Raw genomic sequence first — 17,548 nt, 5'->3', positions numbered from 1 at the left:
AGGTGATGCACAATCGCCCTGTCCGTCTTATGGTCAGCTCGGACACTAGCTTTGGATGATTGATCCGCGAACGCGCATCACCTCGATTTCGGCGTCGGATATCCCGTATTCCGCTAGAATTTCGGCGCTGTGCTGCCCGAGCATAGGGGGCGCACTGCGTAGCCACGGCTCATTGCCCGTTACTGCGGGGCGACCCAGAACTCGAATCTCACCCAACTCAGCATGCTCGACCGTCTCAGCTAGCTTTAGTTCGTCGGCGATGGGATGCTCGAACGCTTCGTTAATACCCAGTACTGGCCCACACGGTACCCCGGCTGCGTTGATGATCGACATCCATTCACTTGAGTCGTGCGCGGCAAGAGTCTGTTCCATCAGGTGGCGGAGCTCACGCTTGTTGTGCAGACGTCCCTCATTCGTGGCATAGAGCGGGTCCTCGGCGAGTTCCTCGAGTCCGAGAGCTGTGCAAAGCTGGCGCCACATGCGTTCGTTCCCGGATGCGATTGTGACATACCCGTCGCGGGTGGCAAAGGTTCCCTGCGGGAACAGTAGCGGGTGGTCGTTGCCCTCCCCGACCGCAACGACGCCCAGACTGAGGTACTTCTGTGCCTGGTATGTAAGGAGGAAATTCGTGCTTTGCATCAGCGAGGTAGAGACAACTCCGCCAGCTCCAGTGCGGTCTCGTTCGAGCAATTTAGCGAGAATGGCAAAGCTGGCTATGAGACCGGTCGTGGAGTCTGCGACGGGGACGCCGACGCGCAGGGGCCCAGTTTCGCAGGTGCCGGTGACACTCATCAGGCCGCTCATGCCTTGGGCGTTCTGATCGAAACCCGCCATGGTCGACCCCACCGGGCCATCGCCGAAGCCACTGATTGAGCAGTACACCAGCTTCGGGTTGATTTGAAGGAGGCGGTCGGCGCCAATGCCCATCTTCTCGGTTGTGCCGGGCTTAAAGTTCTCGATCAGGACGTCAGCCGTCGCGGCGATCTTCTTCACTGCGTCCAGTCCCTCCGAACTGCGGAGGTCGACGGCTAACGACCGCTTGTTCCGGTTAGCCGACATGAAGTACACGCTATGACCGTTGTCGAATGGGCCGGATTGGCGTGAAGGGTCTCCCAGCGGCACTGGTTCGACCTTAATTACTTCAGCGCCCTGATCGGCGAGCATCATGCTTGCAGTGGGTCCGGCGATGTAACGGGAGAGATCGAGGACCACGAGACCGTCTAGCGTGCTCATCAGGCTCCTGCCTTCGTGAAGATCGGCCGGCGCTTGGTCAGAAAAGCATTTACGCCTTCCTTCAGATCGTCTCCGTCGTAGGCCTGGACATGAAGCCGTTGAACTCGATCAGCGGCGGCGTCGTCGAGTGCGCCGGCGAGGTCTGTGACGACCTTCGCTGCTGTGATCGTTGTAGCGGAGGACCCTGTGATCGTCCTAAGCAGAACGGCAATGTGCGCGGCAAGTTCGATATCGGGAACAACCTCGTCCAGGAGGCCGATCTGGAGGGATTCGGCGGCGTTGAAGAGGCGACCGCTGAACAACACGCGCTTGAGTCCATTAACGCCGATGTGCCTGGTCAGCAATCGCGTTTCGGTCAGTCCGAGGATCACTCCCAATCGGCCGATGGGAATGCCGATCTGCGCCGTCTCCGAGCCGATCCGGAGGTCGCACGCAGCGGAAAGCTCGCATCCGCCGCCCACAGCGAAGCCGCGAATCATCGCGATCGTCGGCACCTCGATTGCAGCAACGGCGCGTAAGGCCCGGGTTAAATGGTCGTTGTAGGCGGTGGCGGCGGATGCGGTCAGCCTGTTCTCGGGAAATTCAGCAATGTTGGCTCCAGCTGCGAACGCCGCCGTGCCCGATCCACGAATGACAACAGCTCGAACGCCCGGCTCACTCCTCAACTCGTCGAACACTTCGGCTATTCGAATCCACATCGACAGGGATAGCGCATTCCGGGCGGGTGCGTCTGACAGGACCACGAGCGCGACGTTCGCTTCCAGGTAGACCTCGACGGATCCGTGGCCGCCGTCTCCGTTATCGGGTCGTGCGATTAATTCTTCGTACATACAAAACTCCTTGGTCAATACGGAACGAGAGTTCCATGGGTGTTGCCGCACAGGCAACAGTTCGTACAGATGGTTCCGGACTCAGAGGACGAGGCTCAGGAGGAGCACTACCAAGAGGCCCGTAATAGACGCCACGGAGGTCGACAGGCCGATCAACTTGATCGCGCCGTTTGTCGTTTGGCCCAGCAGATTCTTCGCCATCCAAAAGAAGTTGCTGTGAACGGTCATCATGAAGAGCGAACCAGCTCCCGCGGCGAGCGCGATGAGCAGGGGATCGACACCGGAGGCGGCAGCCACGGGCCCCAGGATGCCCGCGGATGTGATTGCCGCCACGCTGACGGACCCGATTGCGATGTGGAGCACGACCGCGATGATCCAGGCGATCAGGATTGGCGGCCCGAAACTCTCTTGAAAAAATGACGCCAGAATATCGCCAAGGCCGATCGCCGTTACCGTTCCGGCCAGGGCTCCACCGAGTCCGGTCAGGACGAGGACCTCACCGAGGTTGGCGAAAGACCTGTTGAGGGCGTTCTTGACGCCTTCGTTCCCGCGATACGACGCCACGATCACTAATGAAAGAGCTGAACCGACGAACAGGGCGAATGTGGGGTTCGCGATGAAGCCCAGGAAGTCGCTGTCTACCTCAAAGACATCGCTGATGGATCCGAAAGCAACGAGCATTAGCGTCAACACGATCGGCATCAGGGCGAGGAGAATGGGAGCTTGTCGGAGTTGTCTGGTTCCGACGTCGATAGTTTGCGTTAACGCACCGCCGTCGCGTGTGCCGGAGACCGACTCTGATCCGAAACCTTCCTGTTGCAGGCCAGGTTCGTCGGCTACTGGCGTGCCGTCCAGCACGTCCATGGCGTCCCAGTCCTCGTCACTAGCCGAGTTCCAGAATCTCGTCCGCAGGATCAAGAATTTCATTATCGCAATAGTCACGATAATTGTGATCACTCCGACGATTGTTCCAAAGACGAGATAGCGCCAAAGTGGCACGTCAATGACTCCTGAGAGCGCCAGGGAACCGACGCTGGGAATCATCATGACCAGACCGACAAGAATGCCTGTGACCAACGAGGCCGCGACGATGGGAATTCCTTTGGCGCCGATCCTGCGTGCAACGCCGCGAGCGACGGGAGCTGTCACAACCAGCATGACGTCCGCGAAGATCGACTGGAGCGCGGTTCCGGCCGTGATGCCGAGGGCATACGGTGCCATCCGTTTGCCGAAGACCCGCAGTAATGCTCGGACGATTCGATCGATCGCGCCAATTTCGGCGAGGGCAGTGCCCATCGTGATTCCGAACGCGATGAGCAAGCCGATCTTTGCGAGGATGCCACCGAACCCATTTGTGAGCGTATCCAGCGTCTCGGTGAAACCCAGGCCTCCAGTGAGGCCGAGATACAGGATGGCCACGATGAGGGCATAAATCGGGTGAACTTTGGCCTTCGTTATAAGCACAATCGTTCCAACGATCGCAATCGCACTGTGGATGATGACGAACGGATCGTCCATGTCGAGCCTTTCTCCATTGAAATGCTGGTACCACCGATGTCGCTGCATACCTACACGAGTACAAGGGGTGCATAGTGGTCTGACCACAGACTCTATGGCACGACCGCGGGAATTCCAACTCAACGCGGCTCTGGCCTCCTGCCTGTGTGCGTTATTTTCACCCGTAGTGGCGCTCGTCGACGCGATGATCTCCTCAGCAGAGCGCGATCACCTGGCACCCAACCGGCCAACGCCGAGTCAGCTCAAACTTGAAGCGCTTCGTGACCGGTGTGCGAGAACCGCGAGCTTCGCGGCCGCTGGTACGGCATAGTGGAAAAACACAAATAGTGAGCCTTTTCGTCAAACGGCACCATCGCCCCTGTCTGGGGCCGGCGTCAAAGTCTGGCTGACAGGGGAGTGACGGGAGGAATTGCATGGCTAATTTGGATGACTTGCGCTATTTTCTCGCCCTGGCTCGTTACGCAAGTCTTGTCAAGGCCGCAGAATCCTTGGGAGTTTCACGCATGACGGTCAGTCGGCGCATCGCTTCAATTGAGGAGGAAATCGGCGCCCGTTTGTTTGACAAGACGTCAGGCGGTTGGGTGATGACAAATGATGCGGTCGGTTTCCTCGCGCAGGCAGAAGACATCGAAGCCATCGCGAAGAGGCTTTTTGAGATGCATGTTTCCGATAGCGATAAACCAGAAAACATATCGGGTACCGTGCGCATAGTAACTACTGATGGTTTCGGTCACGACGTGTTATCTCCCTGGACCGCTGATATCTATGAGGCCCTACCGAATGTTCGTACGGAGATCGTAACGACGAGCAGAGTCTCGCCTTTCATGACTCGAGACTTCGATATCGCGATCACAGTCCACCATCCGAACTCGACCAAAGTTAAAGCTCGAAAATTGACGGATTACACTCTTGGCCTGTACGCATCGCCGGAGTACCTTAGGCGTTTCGGAGATCCCCAGTCCCGAGAAGACCTAGAGGAACACAACTTTGTTTGGTTCGTTGAGTCCTTGCACGATCTTCCTGAACTGCAATTCCTACGCCCAATTATTCCGCGAGCGAAAATTGTTGCGGAATTCAGCACCGTTAATGGGCAGCAGGCTGCTGCCGCCGCAGGCGTAGGAATTGGGCTCTTGCCAAGATTTTCAGCAGATTCCAATGATCGGTTGACTCGCGTTCTAGCCACCGAAGTGGAGGTGCGGCGAACCTTCTACCTTGTCGTCCGAGAAGTTTCCATGAGGCTGCCGCAAGTTCAGGCGGTGATGGAGATACTACTGAGGCGAGCTGCGCAGGAACGAGCACGATTTGAGGGAACGCTCGACGTTAACCCTGGGTAACAGTTCCCCCGGCACCGGCCTCATCACGACGCCCACAACAGCGTCTACGGTTCGACGTTCGACTGCTCCGTCGCTCCGTGAGCGGCGATGGTGGGCTTGCGTCAGTCGTCTAGCGGAGTCCGGTTTTTACTGGTGCGGTCTCGGGGGTGATTAGAGCTGCGATCAAGGAAATCAGCCCGACGATCACAATGAGCACGCTGACCCCTACCCAGCCCCACAGGGCCCACAGACCTGTCGCGATAAAGGGAACAAATCCAGCGATCACCGCTGCACCTTGGTATCCGAGTGACGCGCCTGATGTCCTCTTGGAAGTGTCGAAAAGCTCCGGGAACCACGAACTTTGCACTCCTGCCAGGGAATCGTGGCCGAGAACCAGAGCCAGCACCATCGCTGTGATAATCAGTACGGCGTTGCCCGTATTGATGAGAAGGAACAGAGGGATTGCGAAAAGTGTGGTGAAAGCAGAGCCGCAAATGTAGACGGTTTTGCGACCGAATCTGTCGCTGAGCGCACCGTATATCGGATGACTGACAAGTCCGATGATCGACGCTAGAACGACGCCGAACAGGCCTGTTTCCTTCGTTGCGATGTCCTCCTGCACCAAGTACGTGAGCAGGAAGGTGACTACAACGTAGAAGCCACAAGTCTCGGCTAGTCGCAAACAGATTGCTTGCAAGACGGTCTTCCCATCACGGCGGAGAACCTCACCGACTGGATTCTTGACCAGTTGCTTATTCAACTTGGCCTGTTCAAACTCGGGCGACTCGTTGACACCGTATCGGATCCACAATCCGACAAAAACGAGAACGGCACTGAACAAGAACGGAATTCGCCACGCCCAATCGTCGGTGATACCGGTCACGGACAAGAAGGCGACGTTTGCCAATAGGAGGCCGGCGGGAACGCCAATTTGCGGGATAGCGGCGTAAAAGCCCCGGCGCCGAATCGGAGCGTGTTCGAAAGCCATTAAGACGGCGCCGCCCCATTCAGCGCCGTAGCCAATTCCCTGGACTAGACGCAGCAACACCAAGAGGATAGGAGCCGCAACGCCAATCGTCTCGTAGGTCGGGAGAATCCCGATGAGAACGGTTCCGATTCCCATCAAAATAAGGGCTCCGACCAATACCGGCTTACGTCCTATGCGGTCACCAAGATGACCGGCGATGATGCCGCCAACTGGACGCATCAGGAAACCTACGCCGAGAGCTGCGAAAGCCGACAGCGTTGAAACTAGCGGATCGTTGGAAGGGAAGAAGGCTGGACCCAAATACAGTGCCGCAGCCGTGCCATACGCCAGAAAATCGTAATTCTCAATGATCGCCCCGATAGTACTGCCGGTCGCCGCCCTGACTTTCTGGCTCGAGTTAGTATCTATCGGATCGACATCGGATCGCGTCTTTGCAATTGTCATAATCGTCCCTTTCAAATGTTGAGATTAACGGAAATGTGCTTGCGCTGCGTATACCCGTCGATCATTCCCTCGAGTGAGAATTCTCGCCCCATACCCGAACTTTTGTAACCGCCGTAGGACTGGCCGAGAACTTGTCCGCCGCCTTGGTTTACTTGAATCCATCCCGCATCGATGCGGTGCGCCGTTCGGAGGGCAGCGCCAAGATTCCTGGTATAAACGTATGCTGAGAGGCCGTAATGCGTGTCATTCGCCATTGCGATGACCTCATCCTCGGTGTCCCACGGGATTGCTACGGCAACGGGGCCAAAGATTTCCTGACGGTTGATGTTAAAGCTGTTATCGATCTGCGAAAACACTGTTGGTTGAGTAAAGAATCCGGCCGCGAGCGGCCCGACGGCCGGAGGGAGTCCACCTACGAGGAGTCGTCCGCCCTCTACTTTCAGGCCCTCGTCGATGAAACCGCAGACTCGGTCGAACTGCTTTTGATTGACAATGGCGCCGATATCAGTTGTCTCCTCTAACGGGTCGCCAACCTTCATCTCGGCTGCCTTCGCCGTAAACTTCTCGAGGAATGAGTCGAAAATTGTCCTGTGGACAAAAAGCCGGGATCCGGCGGTACATGACTGACTTTGACGCGAGAACCGCATACCCAACAAGGCGGCGTCGACAGCCCAATCTTCGTCGGCATCTGGGAACACGATCTGTGGGTTCTTGCCACCCAGTTCAAGGGTGACAGGGACAACCCTCGGCGCTGCTGCCTCAAGGATCCTGGTCCCCACGGCGGTTGATCCGGTGAACGAAATCTTGTCCACGTTGGGATTATTGATGAGTGCCTCACCGGTCTCAGCGCCCTTGCCGTGCACAACATTCACCACTCCGGCCGGCAAGTGCTTTTGACAGATCTTTGCGACTTCCAGGATAGCGAAAGGGGCATCTTCAGCTGTTTTAAGAACCACGGTGTTACCCGTGGCGATAGCTGGGGCGATCTTCATCGAGCCCAACTGAACGGGAGCGTTCCACGGAATAATCGCGCCCACGACACCATAGGGTTCGCGTCTGGAGTAGTCCAGCGTATTGGAGGACAGCGGAATCTGTTCGCCTTTCGTCTCACTGGCGAGCCCGCCAAAGTATCGAAATACGTCTACAGCAAAGGCCAATTCTCCCCGTGACTGGGTGCGCAGTGCGTTGCCGTTCTCGAGCGAGAGGATTCTCGCTATCCGTTCCGCGTTTTCTTCCAGCTCGTCGGCAATCTTGGCTAAAAGTCGGCCTCGTGCGCGCGGAGCCATATCCCGCCACGCAGGGAATGCTCGTCTGGCAGCATTCACCGCTCTCTCTACGTCAGCGATTCCGCCTTGTGCCGCAGCTCCCATAACACCACGATCCCGCGGTGCCACGACATCGATGATGCGTTCGTCGGCAGATCCCGTCAGCTCGCCGTTGATGATGTGTTCTGCGAAAGAAATACCCAGCTCGTTCTTAGCGATATCGGCCGAGATCATTTGACTGTCTCCAATTGTGCTGACATCGTCTTGATTACCGCCGAGCAGTCGAGTGCACCGTATTCATCAACAAGGGTGGAATAGGCGTTGGTCGCAGCCTCCGTCAGAGCCAACCTTTGTCCAACCGCATCGGCCGCAGTTAGCGCAAGGTTGAGGTCTTTAAGCATCAGCGGCGCGGCGAAGCCAGGACTGAATTCCTTGTCAGCCGCAGAGTTCAAAACGACGCCAGGAACAGGACAGAAGTTCCGAATCGCCCGGCAATCTCCCGTTGATTGTGTGACGATGTTCCACAGGGTTTCGTGGTCGAGTCCAAGTGCTGTCGCCAGAACGAACATCTCGCTAACAGCGGTGAGAGTCGTTCCGAAAAGCATCTGATTACACGTTTTGGCAGCTTGGCCGGATCCAGGGCCACCGACGTGAATAATGGTGTGCCCCATAGACTCCAAGACGGGGCGGGCGAGATCAAGAGTTTCCGAGCTTCCTCCCACCATGAATGTCAAGCTGCCTGCTTTGGCCCCCGCGATACCACCGGAAACTGGAGCGTCCAGACAGTGCAACCCGCCAGATTTCGCAGCCGCGTGTAATTTTTTTGACGTAGCTACGTCAATGGAGGATGAATCAATCAACACCGCGCCAGTCTTGATGGAAGACAGTAGACCATCCTTCGACAGCATCAGATCGTCCAAAATTGCCCCGTTGGGCAACATTGTTATGACGACGTCTGAGCCCCGAACCGCTGCGGCGGCTGTATCGTGAATTTCGATGCCGTTGGCGGCACCCGCATCGCGGGCTTCTTTCGAAAGATCAAATCCCCTGACCGTATTCCCGTCTCGAATGAGATTGGCCGCCATAGGTCCTCCCATTGCGCCCAGCCCAATGAATGCAATTACGCTCATGCGACTTCACTTCCTTGTGTCTAATGCCGCCACCCCGATGGGACGTCAAGTCATCAGTGTTATCTACACAATTAGGAAACAAAAGAGCCGGATCCGATCATGGAGTGATCATATTTGTGCACGCTCTTGAACCGGCCCCGTATGTGAGGAGCCTGGTAATGGAAACTGAGGAGTTTGACGGCCACCGGTTGCGTCTCTCCGGTGAATGCTCGTAGCCCCGTGCACCAGCGGCATCACTCGCTGAAGTTTGAGCGCGCCCGGCCAATTCGCGGCTGCGTTTGTCCTCAAGTCTGGGGCCTTACGCGAGTTGCACTGCCTCACTATTCACAGATTGGCAAGTTATGGATTCGCCCAGACGGGCCTCGTGACGCCCAACCGGGATCTCGCTTTCGTGCTTGAGTTCTGACTCTCAGCGGTACGGCGGCGAACGGGGAGCGTCGGGGTCACGCATCAGCCAGCTGTTGTCGGGCAGCGGAGGCACAGCCGCGAGACGCTTGAGCGCGGCATGCACCTCGTCGGCGTAGAGCTGGCCGCCGGTCGGCCCGGGGTGCACGTGATCGCCGGCCAGCAGGTCGAGTCGCCCCGCGATCGTGTCGTGCCAGTTCGCGAGCTCGACCCGACGATTGCCCGCAGCGAAATCGGCGAGCGTGGCGTTGACGGCGGCGGTCCAGTCGCGTTCGGCGTAGGCGTTCACGAGCACGAGCTGCCGGTCGGGCCCGAGAATGCGCAGAATCTCGGTGAGTTCATCGGTCTTGATCGGCCCGTTGGTGCCGAGGCCGATAACCACAATCGGCTGTAACTGGCGCGCCGCTTTGAGGGCCACCAATATGTCATCCGCGGAATACATTCCACGGGAGACCGACGCGTCAACGGTCATACCCGTAAAAGTGGCCTGCAATTCTGGAGCCGAGGCCAGCATGACCGAGTCGCCGATGGCCGTGATCGGGCTCTCGGTCAGGGAGGGGGTCGCTGCAGCCTGGCGGGCCGCCTCGGTGGCCGCAGCCTGCGCGGCGGCCCGCGCCGCAGCATCCATTGCCCGCTGGCCCCGTTCGATGCGCAGCTGCGCCGAGGTCTGCGCCGGCGCGGCGACGACGGCGGCCGTAGTGCCGCCGACCAGCAGCAGTGATAGGGCGACCGTCGCCGCAACCAGGCGGCGGCGGCGGGTGGGCCCGGTCCACAGTTCACCGATTTGACGGATGCTGCCGCGCACGCCGACCCGCCGGATCGGCAATTCCAGCCAGCGATAGGACACGCCGGCCACGACGAGGGTAATGACCGTGGCGAGCAGACCGATCGGCAGGAGACTGCCAGCCGGGGACGATGCCGGCCAGAGCAGTTGCACCAGCACGAGCACCGGCCAGTGCCACAGGTAGATGCCATAGGAGCGCTCACCGAGGTAGCGCAGCGGGGCGGCGTCGAGCAGCCGACCGAACGGGCCGCCGCGCACTCCCGCCCAGATGACGACGGCCGTGGCCAGGCTCACCGCGACAAGGCCGCCCCGATAGGTTGCGGTGCCGTCTTCCGGCAGCCAGAGGGCGAGGGCGATGATCGTCAGAATGGCGCCGCAGCCAAGCCACGGACGCAACCGGGGCAGTTCGTTGCGCTGCCCGCTCGGGCGGCGCAGCAGCAGAGCGAGCGCGGCACCCGCGAACAAGCCGAAACTGTGCGTGTCCGAGCCGTAGTACACCCGGGTAGGGTCGGCGCCGGGCTGGTACAGCAGGCCCATCCACAGGGCGGCGGCGACGAACAGCGTGGTGACGATGGCCAATCGCACGCGAGGGCGGCGAACCAGCAAGACGGCGAGCAGAAGCAGCGGCCAGACCAGGTAAAACTGCTCCTCTACGGCAAGCGACCAGAGGTTACGCAGCAGTTCGGGTTCGTTGAGGCTGAAATAGCTTGCGTCGGTTGCGATCGACACCCAGTTGTAGCCGAAAGTGCTGGCCCCGAGCAGTTGGCCGCCGAGACCCACGAGCACGTCGCCACCAATGATAAAGGCGATCGTGCAGCTGATCAAGACGACCGGAATGAGTGGGGGGACCAGTCGGCGGGCACGCCGTTGCCAGAACCGGTGCAGGGAGATGCGCCCGGTGCGGGTGTGCTCGGAGACGAGCAGGCCGGTGATCAGAAAACCACTGATGACGAAGAAAACATCGACGCCGATAAAGCCGCCCGGCAGTATCGACGGGAAGAAGTGATAGATCGCGACGGCGATGACGGCGAGGGCGCGCAGGCCGTCGAGGCCGGCCAATCGACCCGGGCGCGGCGCGTTTTTCGGCCCTAGAACGGGTGTGTTCTCGGGACCGATTGCCAGGGTCGTTGACCGAGTCCTCCCGGTGAATGGGAACGAGCGCGGGGAACGAGTCATGGACAATACCGAGTCATGGACAATACGGGGTTTCTCTGGCACTCATTATGGGGGTGGGCCAAGGGCCGGTTTCAACGATAACCCGAGCGCGCCGCCTAGGCTTACCCTCGTGAATCTTTTCGTGCCCCGCGCCGCGAACGCAGCGCTCGGCTCCACGCGCATCCGCCTTGACCTCGCCTACGATGGCACCGATTTTACCGGTTGGGCCCGCCAGCCGGGCTTTCGCACCGTTCAGGCCGACATCGAAAATGGGCTCGCTGGCATTCTGCAAAGCTTTCCTCCGCATCCCACCCTCATCGTTGCCGGACGAACGGATGCCGGGGTACACGCCCGTGGGCAGGTCGCCCATTTCGACCTCACCGCCGAACAGGCCCATTCCCTCGTGCGCATCCAGCGTGGCACCGGAAACCGCCCGCCGGTCGACCTCGGCACCGCCGTGCTGCGTCGCCTCGGTGGCATCCTCGTCACCAAGCCCGACATCGTGCTGCGCCGCGCTACGGTCGTGCCCGGCGGCTTCGACGCCCGGTTCTCGGCCATGTGGCGCCGCTACGAATACCGCATCGCCGACCCCCTGGGCCTGCACGACCCGCAGCAGCGCCTGCGCACGACGTGGCATCCGTTTAAACTGGACCTCGCCGCGATGGATGCCGCAGCGGCGACCCTGGTGGGCCTGCACGACTTTGCCGCCTACTGCAAGCCGCGCCCGGGCGCGACAACCATTCGAACCGTGCAGGACTTTCGCTGGCACCGCGACGACGATGGGCTGATCGTTGCCAGCATCAAAGCGGATGCCTTCTGCCACAGCATGGTGCGCGCCATGGTCGGTGCCTGCGTGGCAGTGGGGGAGGGGCGCCTCGACGGTAAGACCCTCGCCCACCTGCACTTCGATAAACACCGCATCAGCGAGTTCAAGGTGATGCAGGCGCACGGCCTCACCCTCATCGACGTTGGTTACCCCGATGACGCTTCCTTGGCACAGCGTGCCATCGACACGCGCAACCGGCGCTCACTGCCGACGGCTTCCCAAGTTGCGCCTGCGGTCGGAGCCGACTATCGTTGACCATTGGTGTCTGTGCGTTGCAGCGCGGCACCCGAACGTGAGCCCTCCATCGACAGTGTTCTCCTCACGAGAACGCACCCGGAGCGGGATTCACGAACACCTCCGTTCGAAAAAGAAGAAAGCAGCACAACAGTGACGCGCACTTACACTCCCAAGGCAAGCGAACTCCAGCACGACTGGATAGTCATCGATGCCACCGATATCGTCCTCGGACGCCTGGCCAGCCACGCGGCAATTCTGCTGCGCGGCAAGCACAAGGCCACCTTCTCCCCGCACATGGATGGGGGCGACTTCGTCATCATCGTCAACGCTGAGAAGGTTGCCCTCACCGGCAAAAAGCTCGACCTGAAGATCGCGTACCGCCACTCGGGTTACCCGGGCGGCCTCACGGCGACCAACTACTCCGAGATGCTCGAGAAGCACCCGACCCGTGCGGTTGAAAAAGCGATTCGCGGCATGTTGCCGAAGAACTCGCTCGGTCGCGCCCAGCTCACCAAGCTGAAGGTTTACGCCGGCCCTGAGCACCCGCACTCCGCTCAGCAGCCCACCCCGTACACCCTCAGCCAGGTCGCGCAGTAGCGCCGGCAACCAGACTTCTCGACTCTTAGATAAAAAGGATTCCCATCATCGTGGCGAAGATCGCAGACCAGATTGACCAGGCTCCGGAGAGCTACTCCACCGAGACTCCGGCCGAAACCGTAACCAAGGTGCCCCGCGCCGTCCTCAACGTTCCCGGCGCAGCCGTAGGCCGTCGCAAGCAGGCTATCGCCCGCGTGCGCATTGTCCCCGGCTCCGGAACGATCGTTGTGAACGGCCGCGAGTTCGCCGACTACTTCCCGAACAAGCTGCACCAGCAGCTCATCAACGACCCGTTCAAGGTGCTTGACCTGCTCGGCTCGTACGATGTCATCGCCCGCATCACCGGCGGTGGCCCGTCTGGCCAGGCCGGCGCGCTTCGCCTCGGTATTGCACGCTCGCTGAACCTGATCGACGAAGAGAACAACCGCGCCATCCTCAAGAAGAACGGCTTCCTGAGCCGCGACGCTCGAGTCAAGGAGCGCAAGAAGGCTGGACTCAAGAAGGCCCGTAAGGCGCCTCAGTTCAGCAAGCGCTAGCCCGAAAGCCGACGACGATATGACTCGTCTGTTCGGCACGGACGGCGTTCGGGGCCTGGCCAACCGTGATCTCACGGCTGGCTTGGCCCTGAGCCTTGCCCAGGCCAGCGCAGCAGTGCTGACCAAGGGTCGTCGTGCCGAGGCACGCCTCGAAGCGGGCCGCCGGCCCGTCGCAGTGGTCGCCCGTGACCCGCGAATTTCCGGTGAATTTCTCAATGCTGCCGTGTCGGCCGGCTTGGCCTCCAGCGGTGTCGACGTTCTCGATGCCGGGGTCATCCCCACGCCCGCCGCAGCGTTTTTGATCAACGACATCGGTGCCGACTTTGGTGTAATGATTTCTGCCTCCCACAACGAGGCGCCCGATAACGGCATCAAAATCTTCGCCTATGGCGGAACCAAACTTCCCGACGACGTCGAGGACCGTATCGAGTCCTACATCGGTCGCGACACGCTGATGCCGATCGCCGGCGACGTTGGACGCATCCGTCGGTTCGCCGACGCCGAAGACCGCTATGTCGTGCACCTGCTCACGACGCTGCCGCACCGCCTCGACGGCATCCACGTCGTGCTCGACTGCGCCCACGGCGCCGCTGCTGGCGTCTCGCCGCAGGTATTCACGGATGCCGGTGCTCGCCTCACCGTGATCGGGGCCGACCCCGACGGTCTCAATATCAATGACGGCGTGGGCTCGACCCACCTCGACAATCTCGCCAAGGCTGTGCTCGAGCACGGTGCCGACATTGGCATCGCCCATGACGGTGACGCCGACCGGTGCCTCGCGGTTGACCGCGACGGCAATATCGTCGACGGCGACCAGATTATGGCGATTCTCGCCGTGTCGATGGCCGAACGCGGAGTGCTGAAAGACCGCACGCTCGTGGCGACCGTCATGAGTAACCTCGGATTGCGCAAGGCCATGGCGGCCAACGACATCACCGTCGTGCAGACCAAGGTGGGCGACCGATATGTACTAGAAGAACTCAACGCCCACGGGTATTCCCTCGGCGGCGAACAGTCCGGTCACGTCATCATGACCAAGTACGCCACGACGGGCGACGGCATTCTTACCGGACTTCACCTCGTGGCCGAAATGGCGCGCACCGGTAAGACGCTGGCCGAACTGGCATCCGTTATGACGGTATACCCGCAGATTCTGGTAAACGTGCGTGGTGTCAACCACACGGGTCTCGGCGCCGACGACGTCATCGCGCAAGCCGTGCTCGCTGCTGAAGCCGAACTCGGCGACACCGGTCGTGTGCTGCTGCGCCCCTCCGGTACCGAGCCAATGGTTCGGGTCATGGTGGAAGCGGCAGACCAGCCCACCGCCGACCGCCTGGCGCACTCCCTCGCCGACGTAGTGCGGGAGCGCCTGCCCCTCTAGTGCTACGGAACGGGGCCTGGGCCCCGTCCAGAGACAACAAGTCCGTGCGCGGGGTCAGACCTTGCGCAGCAACACCTTGGAGACGGCGTGCGTGGGGTCTTTGCGTAGTACCAGGGTCGCGCGCGAGCGGGTGGGGCGGATGTTCTGAAGCAGGTTGGGCTGGTTGATGCTGGTCCAGATGCTGCGCGCCTTGCCGCGCGCTTCATCTTCGGTGAGCGTCGCGTAGCGGTGGAAAAACGAGTTGGGGTTGGCAAACGCTCCGCGCTGCAGCTTAAGAAATCGCTCCTCATACCAGCGGGCAATGTCCTGGGTACGAGCATCGACGTAAATGGTGAAGTCAAACAGGTCGCTCACCGAGAGACCGTGCCCGGGGGCGGGAGGCTGCAGCACGTTGAGGCCCTCGACGATAAGAATGTCGGGTTGTCGCACCACGATCTGCGCGTCGGGCACGATGTCGTAGCTCAGGTGCGAGTAAAACGGTGACCGCACTTCCGGGGCGCCGCTCTTGACCGCACTAACGAACCGCAGTAGCGCGCGCCGGTCGTAGGACTCGGGAAATCCCTTGCGTTCCATCAGTCCGCGCCGGTTCAGTTCGGCGTTGGGAAACAGAAAACCGTCGGTCGTGACAAGTTCCACCCGGGGAGTGTCGTCCCAACGAGCGAGCATCTCGCGGAGCAGCCGGGCGGTGGTCGACTTGCCGACCGCGACCGAGCCGGCCACGCCGATCACAAACGGAGTCGGACGAGCGCGTTCGCCGAGAAAACCGCTGGTGGCACGGTGCAGGGTACGGGCATTCGCGGCGTAGAGGTTGAGCAGGCGACTGAGCGGGAGGTAGACATCCGTCACCTCGTTAATATCGAGTGGCTCACCGATGCCGCGCAATTGCACGATTTCGGTCTCTTTCAGCGGCAGCAGAGTGGTCGGAGCGAGAGCTGCCCAGTCCGCTCGGTCGAGTTCCACGAAAGGGGTACCGTGGCCGTTCATTACAGGGGCCAGCACCGGATCGGACATTCCCCCAAGCTTAGTCCGACTAAAATCGACTTCTATGTGTGGAATCGTAGGTTATGTCGGAAGCAACAAGACCGTTGACGTTCTAATGGGAGGCCTCGGACGGCTCGAATATCGCGGATACGATTCCGCGGGTATCGCCGTCATCGACGAGTTCGGGGTGCTCAACACCGCCAAGAAGGCTGGCAAACTGTCGGCCCTGGTCGGTGAGCTGAAAGCTCATCCCATCAACGACGGCACGACCGGAATCGGTCACACCCGCTGGGCCACCCACGGCGGCCCCAACGACGAAAACGCGCACCCGCACCTCGGTGACAACAACAAGCTCGCCCTCATCCACAACGGCATCATCGAAAACTTCGCCGAGTTGCGGGGCGAACTGCTCGCCGAAGGCTTCACCTTTCTGAGTGAGACCGACACCGAGGTCGCCGCAGTGTTGCTCGGCCGCGAATACCAGCGCGTCGGCGATCTGGCCGAGGCCTTCCGCACCGTCGTGGCCCGCCTCGACGGAGCGTTCACGCTGCTCGCCGTGCACCAGGACCAGCCTGGCGTTGTCGTGGGCGCCCGCCGCAACTCACCGCTCGTCATCGGTCTCGGTGAGGGCGAGAATTTTCTCGGTTCCGACGTCGCCGCGTTCGTCGAGTACACGCGCCGCGCCGTAGCGATCGGCCAGGACCAGATCGTCACCATCACAGCGGATGCCGTCACCGTCACCGACTTCGACGGTCACCCCGTCGAAACCGAAGAGTTCGACATTGCCTGGGACGCCTCCGCCAGTGATAAGGGCGGCTGGTCCAGCTTCATGGCGAAGGAAGTCTCCGAGCAGCCTGATGCCGTCGCGAACACCCTGCGCGGGCGCATTGCCGACGGGCAGGTCATCGTTCCCGAACTGACCGAATTTGGCGACGACGTGCTCGCGGGCATCCGTCGTGTCGTGATCATCGCCTGCGGAACCGCAGCCTACGCCGGCCAGACAGCCAAGTACGCCATTGAAAAGTGGGCGCAGGTGCCGGTGGACGTGGAACTGAGCCACGAGTTCCGCTATCGCGACCCGGTCCTCAGCGACGACACCCTGGTGATCTCGATCAGCCAGTCCGGCGAGACCATGGACACGCTCATGGCCGTCAAATATGCCATGTCGCTCGGCGCCAAGGCCATCTCCATCTGCAACACGCAGGGCGCGACCATCCCGCGCGAAAGTGACGCGGTAATCTACACCCACGCGGGGCCCGAGGTCGCCGTGGCGTCAACCAAGGCCTTCGTCGCCCAGATCACCGCCCTCTACCTGTTCGCCCTGCACCTCGCCCGGGTGCGTGGCAGCCTCAGTTTTGTCGAGCAGGCCGCGCAGGTTGCCGAACTCCAGGCCATTCCGGAGAAGATCACGGCCGTTCTTGGAGTAGAAGACGAGGTGCGCCAATTGGCCCGCTGGATGAGCGACACCCGCGCGGTACTGTTCCTCGGCCGCCACGTCGGTTTTCCGATCGCGCTCGAGGGTGCGCTTAAACTCAAGGAGCTCGCCTACATTCACGCCGAAGGCTTTGCCGCCGGTGAGCTCAAGCACGGCCCGATCGCCCTGATCGAGCCCGGCCAGCCGGTGTTCGTCGTCGTACCGAGCCCGCGCGGCTCCGCCCACCTGCACCCGAAGGTCGTCTCCAATATTCAGGAGATCCGCGCGCGCGGTGCCCGCATCATCGCCATCGCCGAGGTCGGCGACGCCGCCGTGCTGCCGTTTGCCGACACCGTCATCCACATTCCTTTAGCCGCTCCGCTGTTCGAACCGCTGCTGGCCGTGGTGCCGATGCAGATGTTCGCCATGGAACTCGCCATCGCCAAGGGCCTCGACGTCGACCAGCCGCGCAACCTCGCAAAGTCCGTCACGGTTGAATAGTGCTGGTCGA

14 protein-coding genes are annotated in these 17,548 nt (G+C 60.8%); 6 read left to right on the top strand and 8 right to left on the bottom strand.

Features of this window, described 5'->3' with window-relative positions:
- Nucleotides 1-45: 45 nt before the first annotated feature.
- The 3 genes from CXY70_RS16290 to CXY70_RS16280 all read right to left on the bottom strand — a co-directional run bounded on the left by CXY70_RS16290 (nucleotide 46) and on the right by CXY70_RS16280 (nucleotide 3,581).
- Nucleotides 46-1,233, bottom strand: coding sequence for a CaiB/BaiF CoA-transferase family protein (locus CXY70_RS16290; RefSeq protein ID WP_104193382.1), 1,188 nt, complete (start codon nucleotides 1,231-1,233; stop codon nucleotides 46-48).
- Nucleotides 1,233-2,063: an enoyl-CoA hydratase/isomerase family protein gene (locus CXY70_RS16285; protein WP_104193381.1), complete on the bottom strand. Its 831-nt coding sequence runs from the start codon at nucleotides 2,061-2,063 to the stop codon at nucleotides 1,233-1,235. The genes CXY70_RS16290 and CXY70_RS16285 overlap by 1 nt, the downstream gene beginning before the upstream one ends.
- An 81-nt stretch (nucleotides 2,064-2,144) precedes the next feature.
- Entirely contained in the window at nucleotides 2,145-3,581 is a 1,437-nt protein-coding gene (locus CXY70_RS16280; protein ID WP_158251009.1) for a GntP family permease, read from the bottom strand.
- A 413-nt stretch (nucleotides 3,582-3,994) separates the two neighbouring features.
- Between CXY70_RS16280 and CXY70_RS16275 the strand changes: the two genes are divergently transcribed.
- Nucleotides 3,995-4,915: a LysR family transcriptional regulator gene (locus CXY70_RS16275; RefSeq protein ID WP_104193379.1), complete on the top strand. Its 921-nt coding sequence runs from the start codon at nucleotides 3,995-3,997 to the stop codon at nucleotides 4,913-4,915.
- A 109-nt stretch (nucleotides 4,916-5,024) separates the two neighbouring features.
- Here CXY70_RS16275 and CXY70_RS16270 read toward each other — a convergent pair whose 3' ends face one another.
- The 4 genes from CXY70_RS16270 to CXY70_RS16255 all read right to left on the bottom strand — a co-directional run bounded on the left by CXY70_RS16270 (nucleotide 5,025) and on the right by CXY70_RS16255 (nucleotide 11,086).
- Complete coding sequence (locus tag CXY70_RS16270; protein WP_104193378.1) at nucleotides 5,025-6,326, bottom strand: MFS transporter; 1,302 nt, start codon at nucleotides 6,324-6,326, stop codon at nucleotides 5,025-5,027.
- Between the two features lie 11 nt (nucleotides 6,327-6,337).
- On the bottom strand, nucleotides 6,338-7,825 hold the full coding sequence (locus CXY70_RS16265) for an aldehyde dehydrogenase family protein (protein WP_104193377.1): 1,488 nt from the start codon (nucleotides 7,823-7,825) through the stop codon (nucleotides 6,338-6,340).
- Nucleotides 7,822-8,721 (bottom strand): 3-hydroxyisobutyrate dehydrogenase, encoded by a 900-nt coding sequence (gene mmsB, locus CXY70_RS16260; protein ID WP_104193376.1) that lies wholly within the window; start codon nucleotides 8,719-8,721, stop codon nucleotides 7,822-7,824. Before mmsB ends, CXY70_RS16265 begins: the two co-directional genes overlap by 4 nt.
- A gap of 409 nt (nucleotides 8,722-9,130) precedes the next feature.
- Entirely contained in the window at nucleotides 9,131-11,086 is a 1,956-nt protein-coding gene (locus CXY70_RS16255; RefSeq protein ID WP_104193375.1) for an acyltransferase family protein, read from the bottom strand.
- A gap of 109 nt (nucleotides 11,087-11,195) precedes the next feature.
- Here CXY70_RS16255 and truA point away from each other — a divergent pair, with 109 nt between their 5' ends.
- The 4 genes from truA to glmM all read left to right on the top strand — a co-directional run bounded on the left by truA (nucleotide 11,196) and on the right by glmM (nucleotide 14,642).
- Nucleotides 11,196-12,146, top strand: coding sequence for a tRNA pseudouridine(38-40) synthase TruA (gene truA, locus CXY70_RS16250; RefSeq protein ID WP_233205990.1), 951 nt, complete (start codon nucleotides 11,196-11,198; stop codon nucleotides 12,144-12,146).
- A 132-nt stretch (nucleotides 12,147-12,278) separates the two neighbouring features.
- Nucleotides 12,279-12,725 (top strand): 50S ribosomal protein L13, encoded by a 447-nt coding sequence (rplM, locus tag CXY70_RS16245; RefSeq protein WP_104193373.1) that lies wholly within the window; start codon nucleotides 12,279-12,281, stop codon nucleotides 12,723-12,725.
- Nucleotides 12,726-12,775: 50 nt separating this feature from the next.
- Complete coding sequence (rpsI, locus tag CXY70_RS16240) at nucleotides 12,776-13,261, top strand: 30S ribosomal protein S9 (protein WP_104193372.1); 486 nt, start codon at nucleotides 12,776-12,778, stop codon at nucleotides 13,259-13,261.
- 19 nt (nucleotides 13,262-13,280) lie between these two features.
- On the top strand, nucleotides 13,281-14,642 hold the full coding sequence (glmM, locus tag CXY70_RS16235) for a phosphoglucosamine mutase (RefSeq protein ID WP_104193371.1): 1,362 nt from the start codon (nucleotides 13,281-13,283) through the stop codon (nucleotides 14,640-14,642).
- A 54-nt stretch (nucleotides 14,643-14,696) separates the two neighbouring features.
- Here glmM and coaA read toward each other — a convergent pair whose 3' ends face one another.
- Nucleotides 14,697-15,653, bottom strand: coding sequence for a type I pantothenate kinase (coaA, locus tag CXY70_RS16230; RefSeq protein ID WP_104193370.1), 957 nt, complete (start codon nucleotides 15,651-15,653; stop codon nucleotides 14,697-14,699).
- Nucleotides 15,654-15,687: 34 nt separating this feature from the next.
- On the opposite strand from coaA, the gene glmS reads away from it, so the two are divergent.
- A complete protein-coding gene (gene glmS, locus CXY70_RS16225) occupies nucleotides 15,688-17,538 on the top strand; it encodes a glutamine--fructose-6-phosphate transaminase (isomerizing) (protein WP_104193369.1) in 1,851 nt (616 codons plus the stop codon).
- The last annotated feature ends 10 nt before the right edge of the window (nucleotides 17,539-17,548 follow it).

The organism is Cryobacterium sp. Y82, from assembly GCF_002929495.1.
In the GTDB taxonomy this organism is placed as follows: Bacteria; Actinomycetota; Actinomycetes; order Actinomycetales; family Microbacteriaceae; genus Cryobacterium; species Cryobacterium serini.
Note: the sequence above shows the minus strand (reverse complement) of the source record. Positions and strands in the feature narration are given on the sequence as shown.

Coding starts and splice junctions, on each gene's coding strand:
- mmsB (WP_104193376.1), bottom strand. CDS start 8,721: ATGAGCGTAATTGCATTCATTGGGCTGGGCGCAATGGGAGGACCTATG.
- CXY70_RS16290 (WP_104193382.1), bottom strand. CDS start 1,233: ATGAGCACGCTAGACGGTCTCGTGGTCCTCGATCTCTCCCGTTACATC.
- CXY70_RS16280 (WP_158251009.1), bottom strand. CDS start 3,581: ATGGACGATCCGTTCGTCATCATCCACAGTGCGATTGCGATCGTTGGA.
- CXY70_RS16265 (WP_104193377.1), bottom strand. CDS start 7,825: ATGATCTCGGCCGATATCGCTAAGAACGAGCTGGGTATTTCTTTCGCA.
- coaA (WP_104193370.1), bottom strand. CDS start 15,653: ATGTCCGATCCGGTGCTGGCCCCTGTAATGAACGGCCACGGTACCCCT.
- glmM (WP_104193371.1), top strand. CDS start 13,281: ATGACTCGTCTGTTCGGCACGGACGGCGTTCGGGGCCTGGCCAACCGT.
- CXY70_RS16270 (WP_104193378.1), bottom strand. CDS start 6,326: ATGACAATTGCAAAGACGCGATCCGATGTCGATCCGATAGATACTAAC.
- CXY70_RS16285 (WP_104193381.1), bottom strand. CDS start 2,063: ATGTACGAAGAATTAATCGCACGACCCGATAACGGAGACGGCGGCCAC.
- glmS (WP_104193369.1), top strand. CDS start 15,688: ATGTGTGGAATCGTAGGTTATGTCGGAAGCAACAAGACCGTTGACGTT.
- CXY70_RS16275 (WP_104193379.1), top strand. CDS start 3,995: ATGGCTAATTTGGATGACTTGCGCTATTTTCTCGCCCTGGCTCGTTAC.
- CXY70_RS16255 (WP_104193375.1), bottom strand. CDS start 11,086: ATGACTCGTTCCCCGCGCTCGTTCCCATTCACCGGGAGGACTCGGTCA.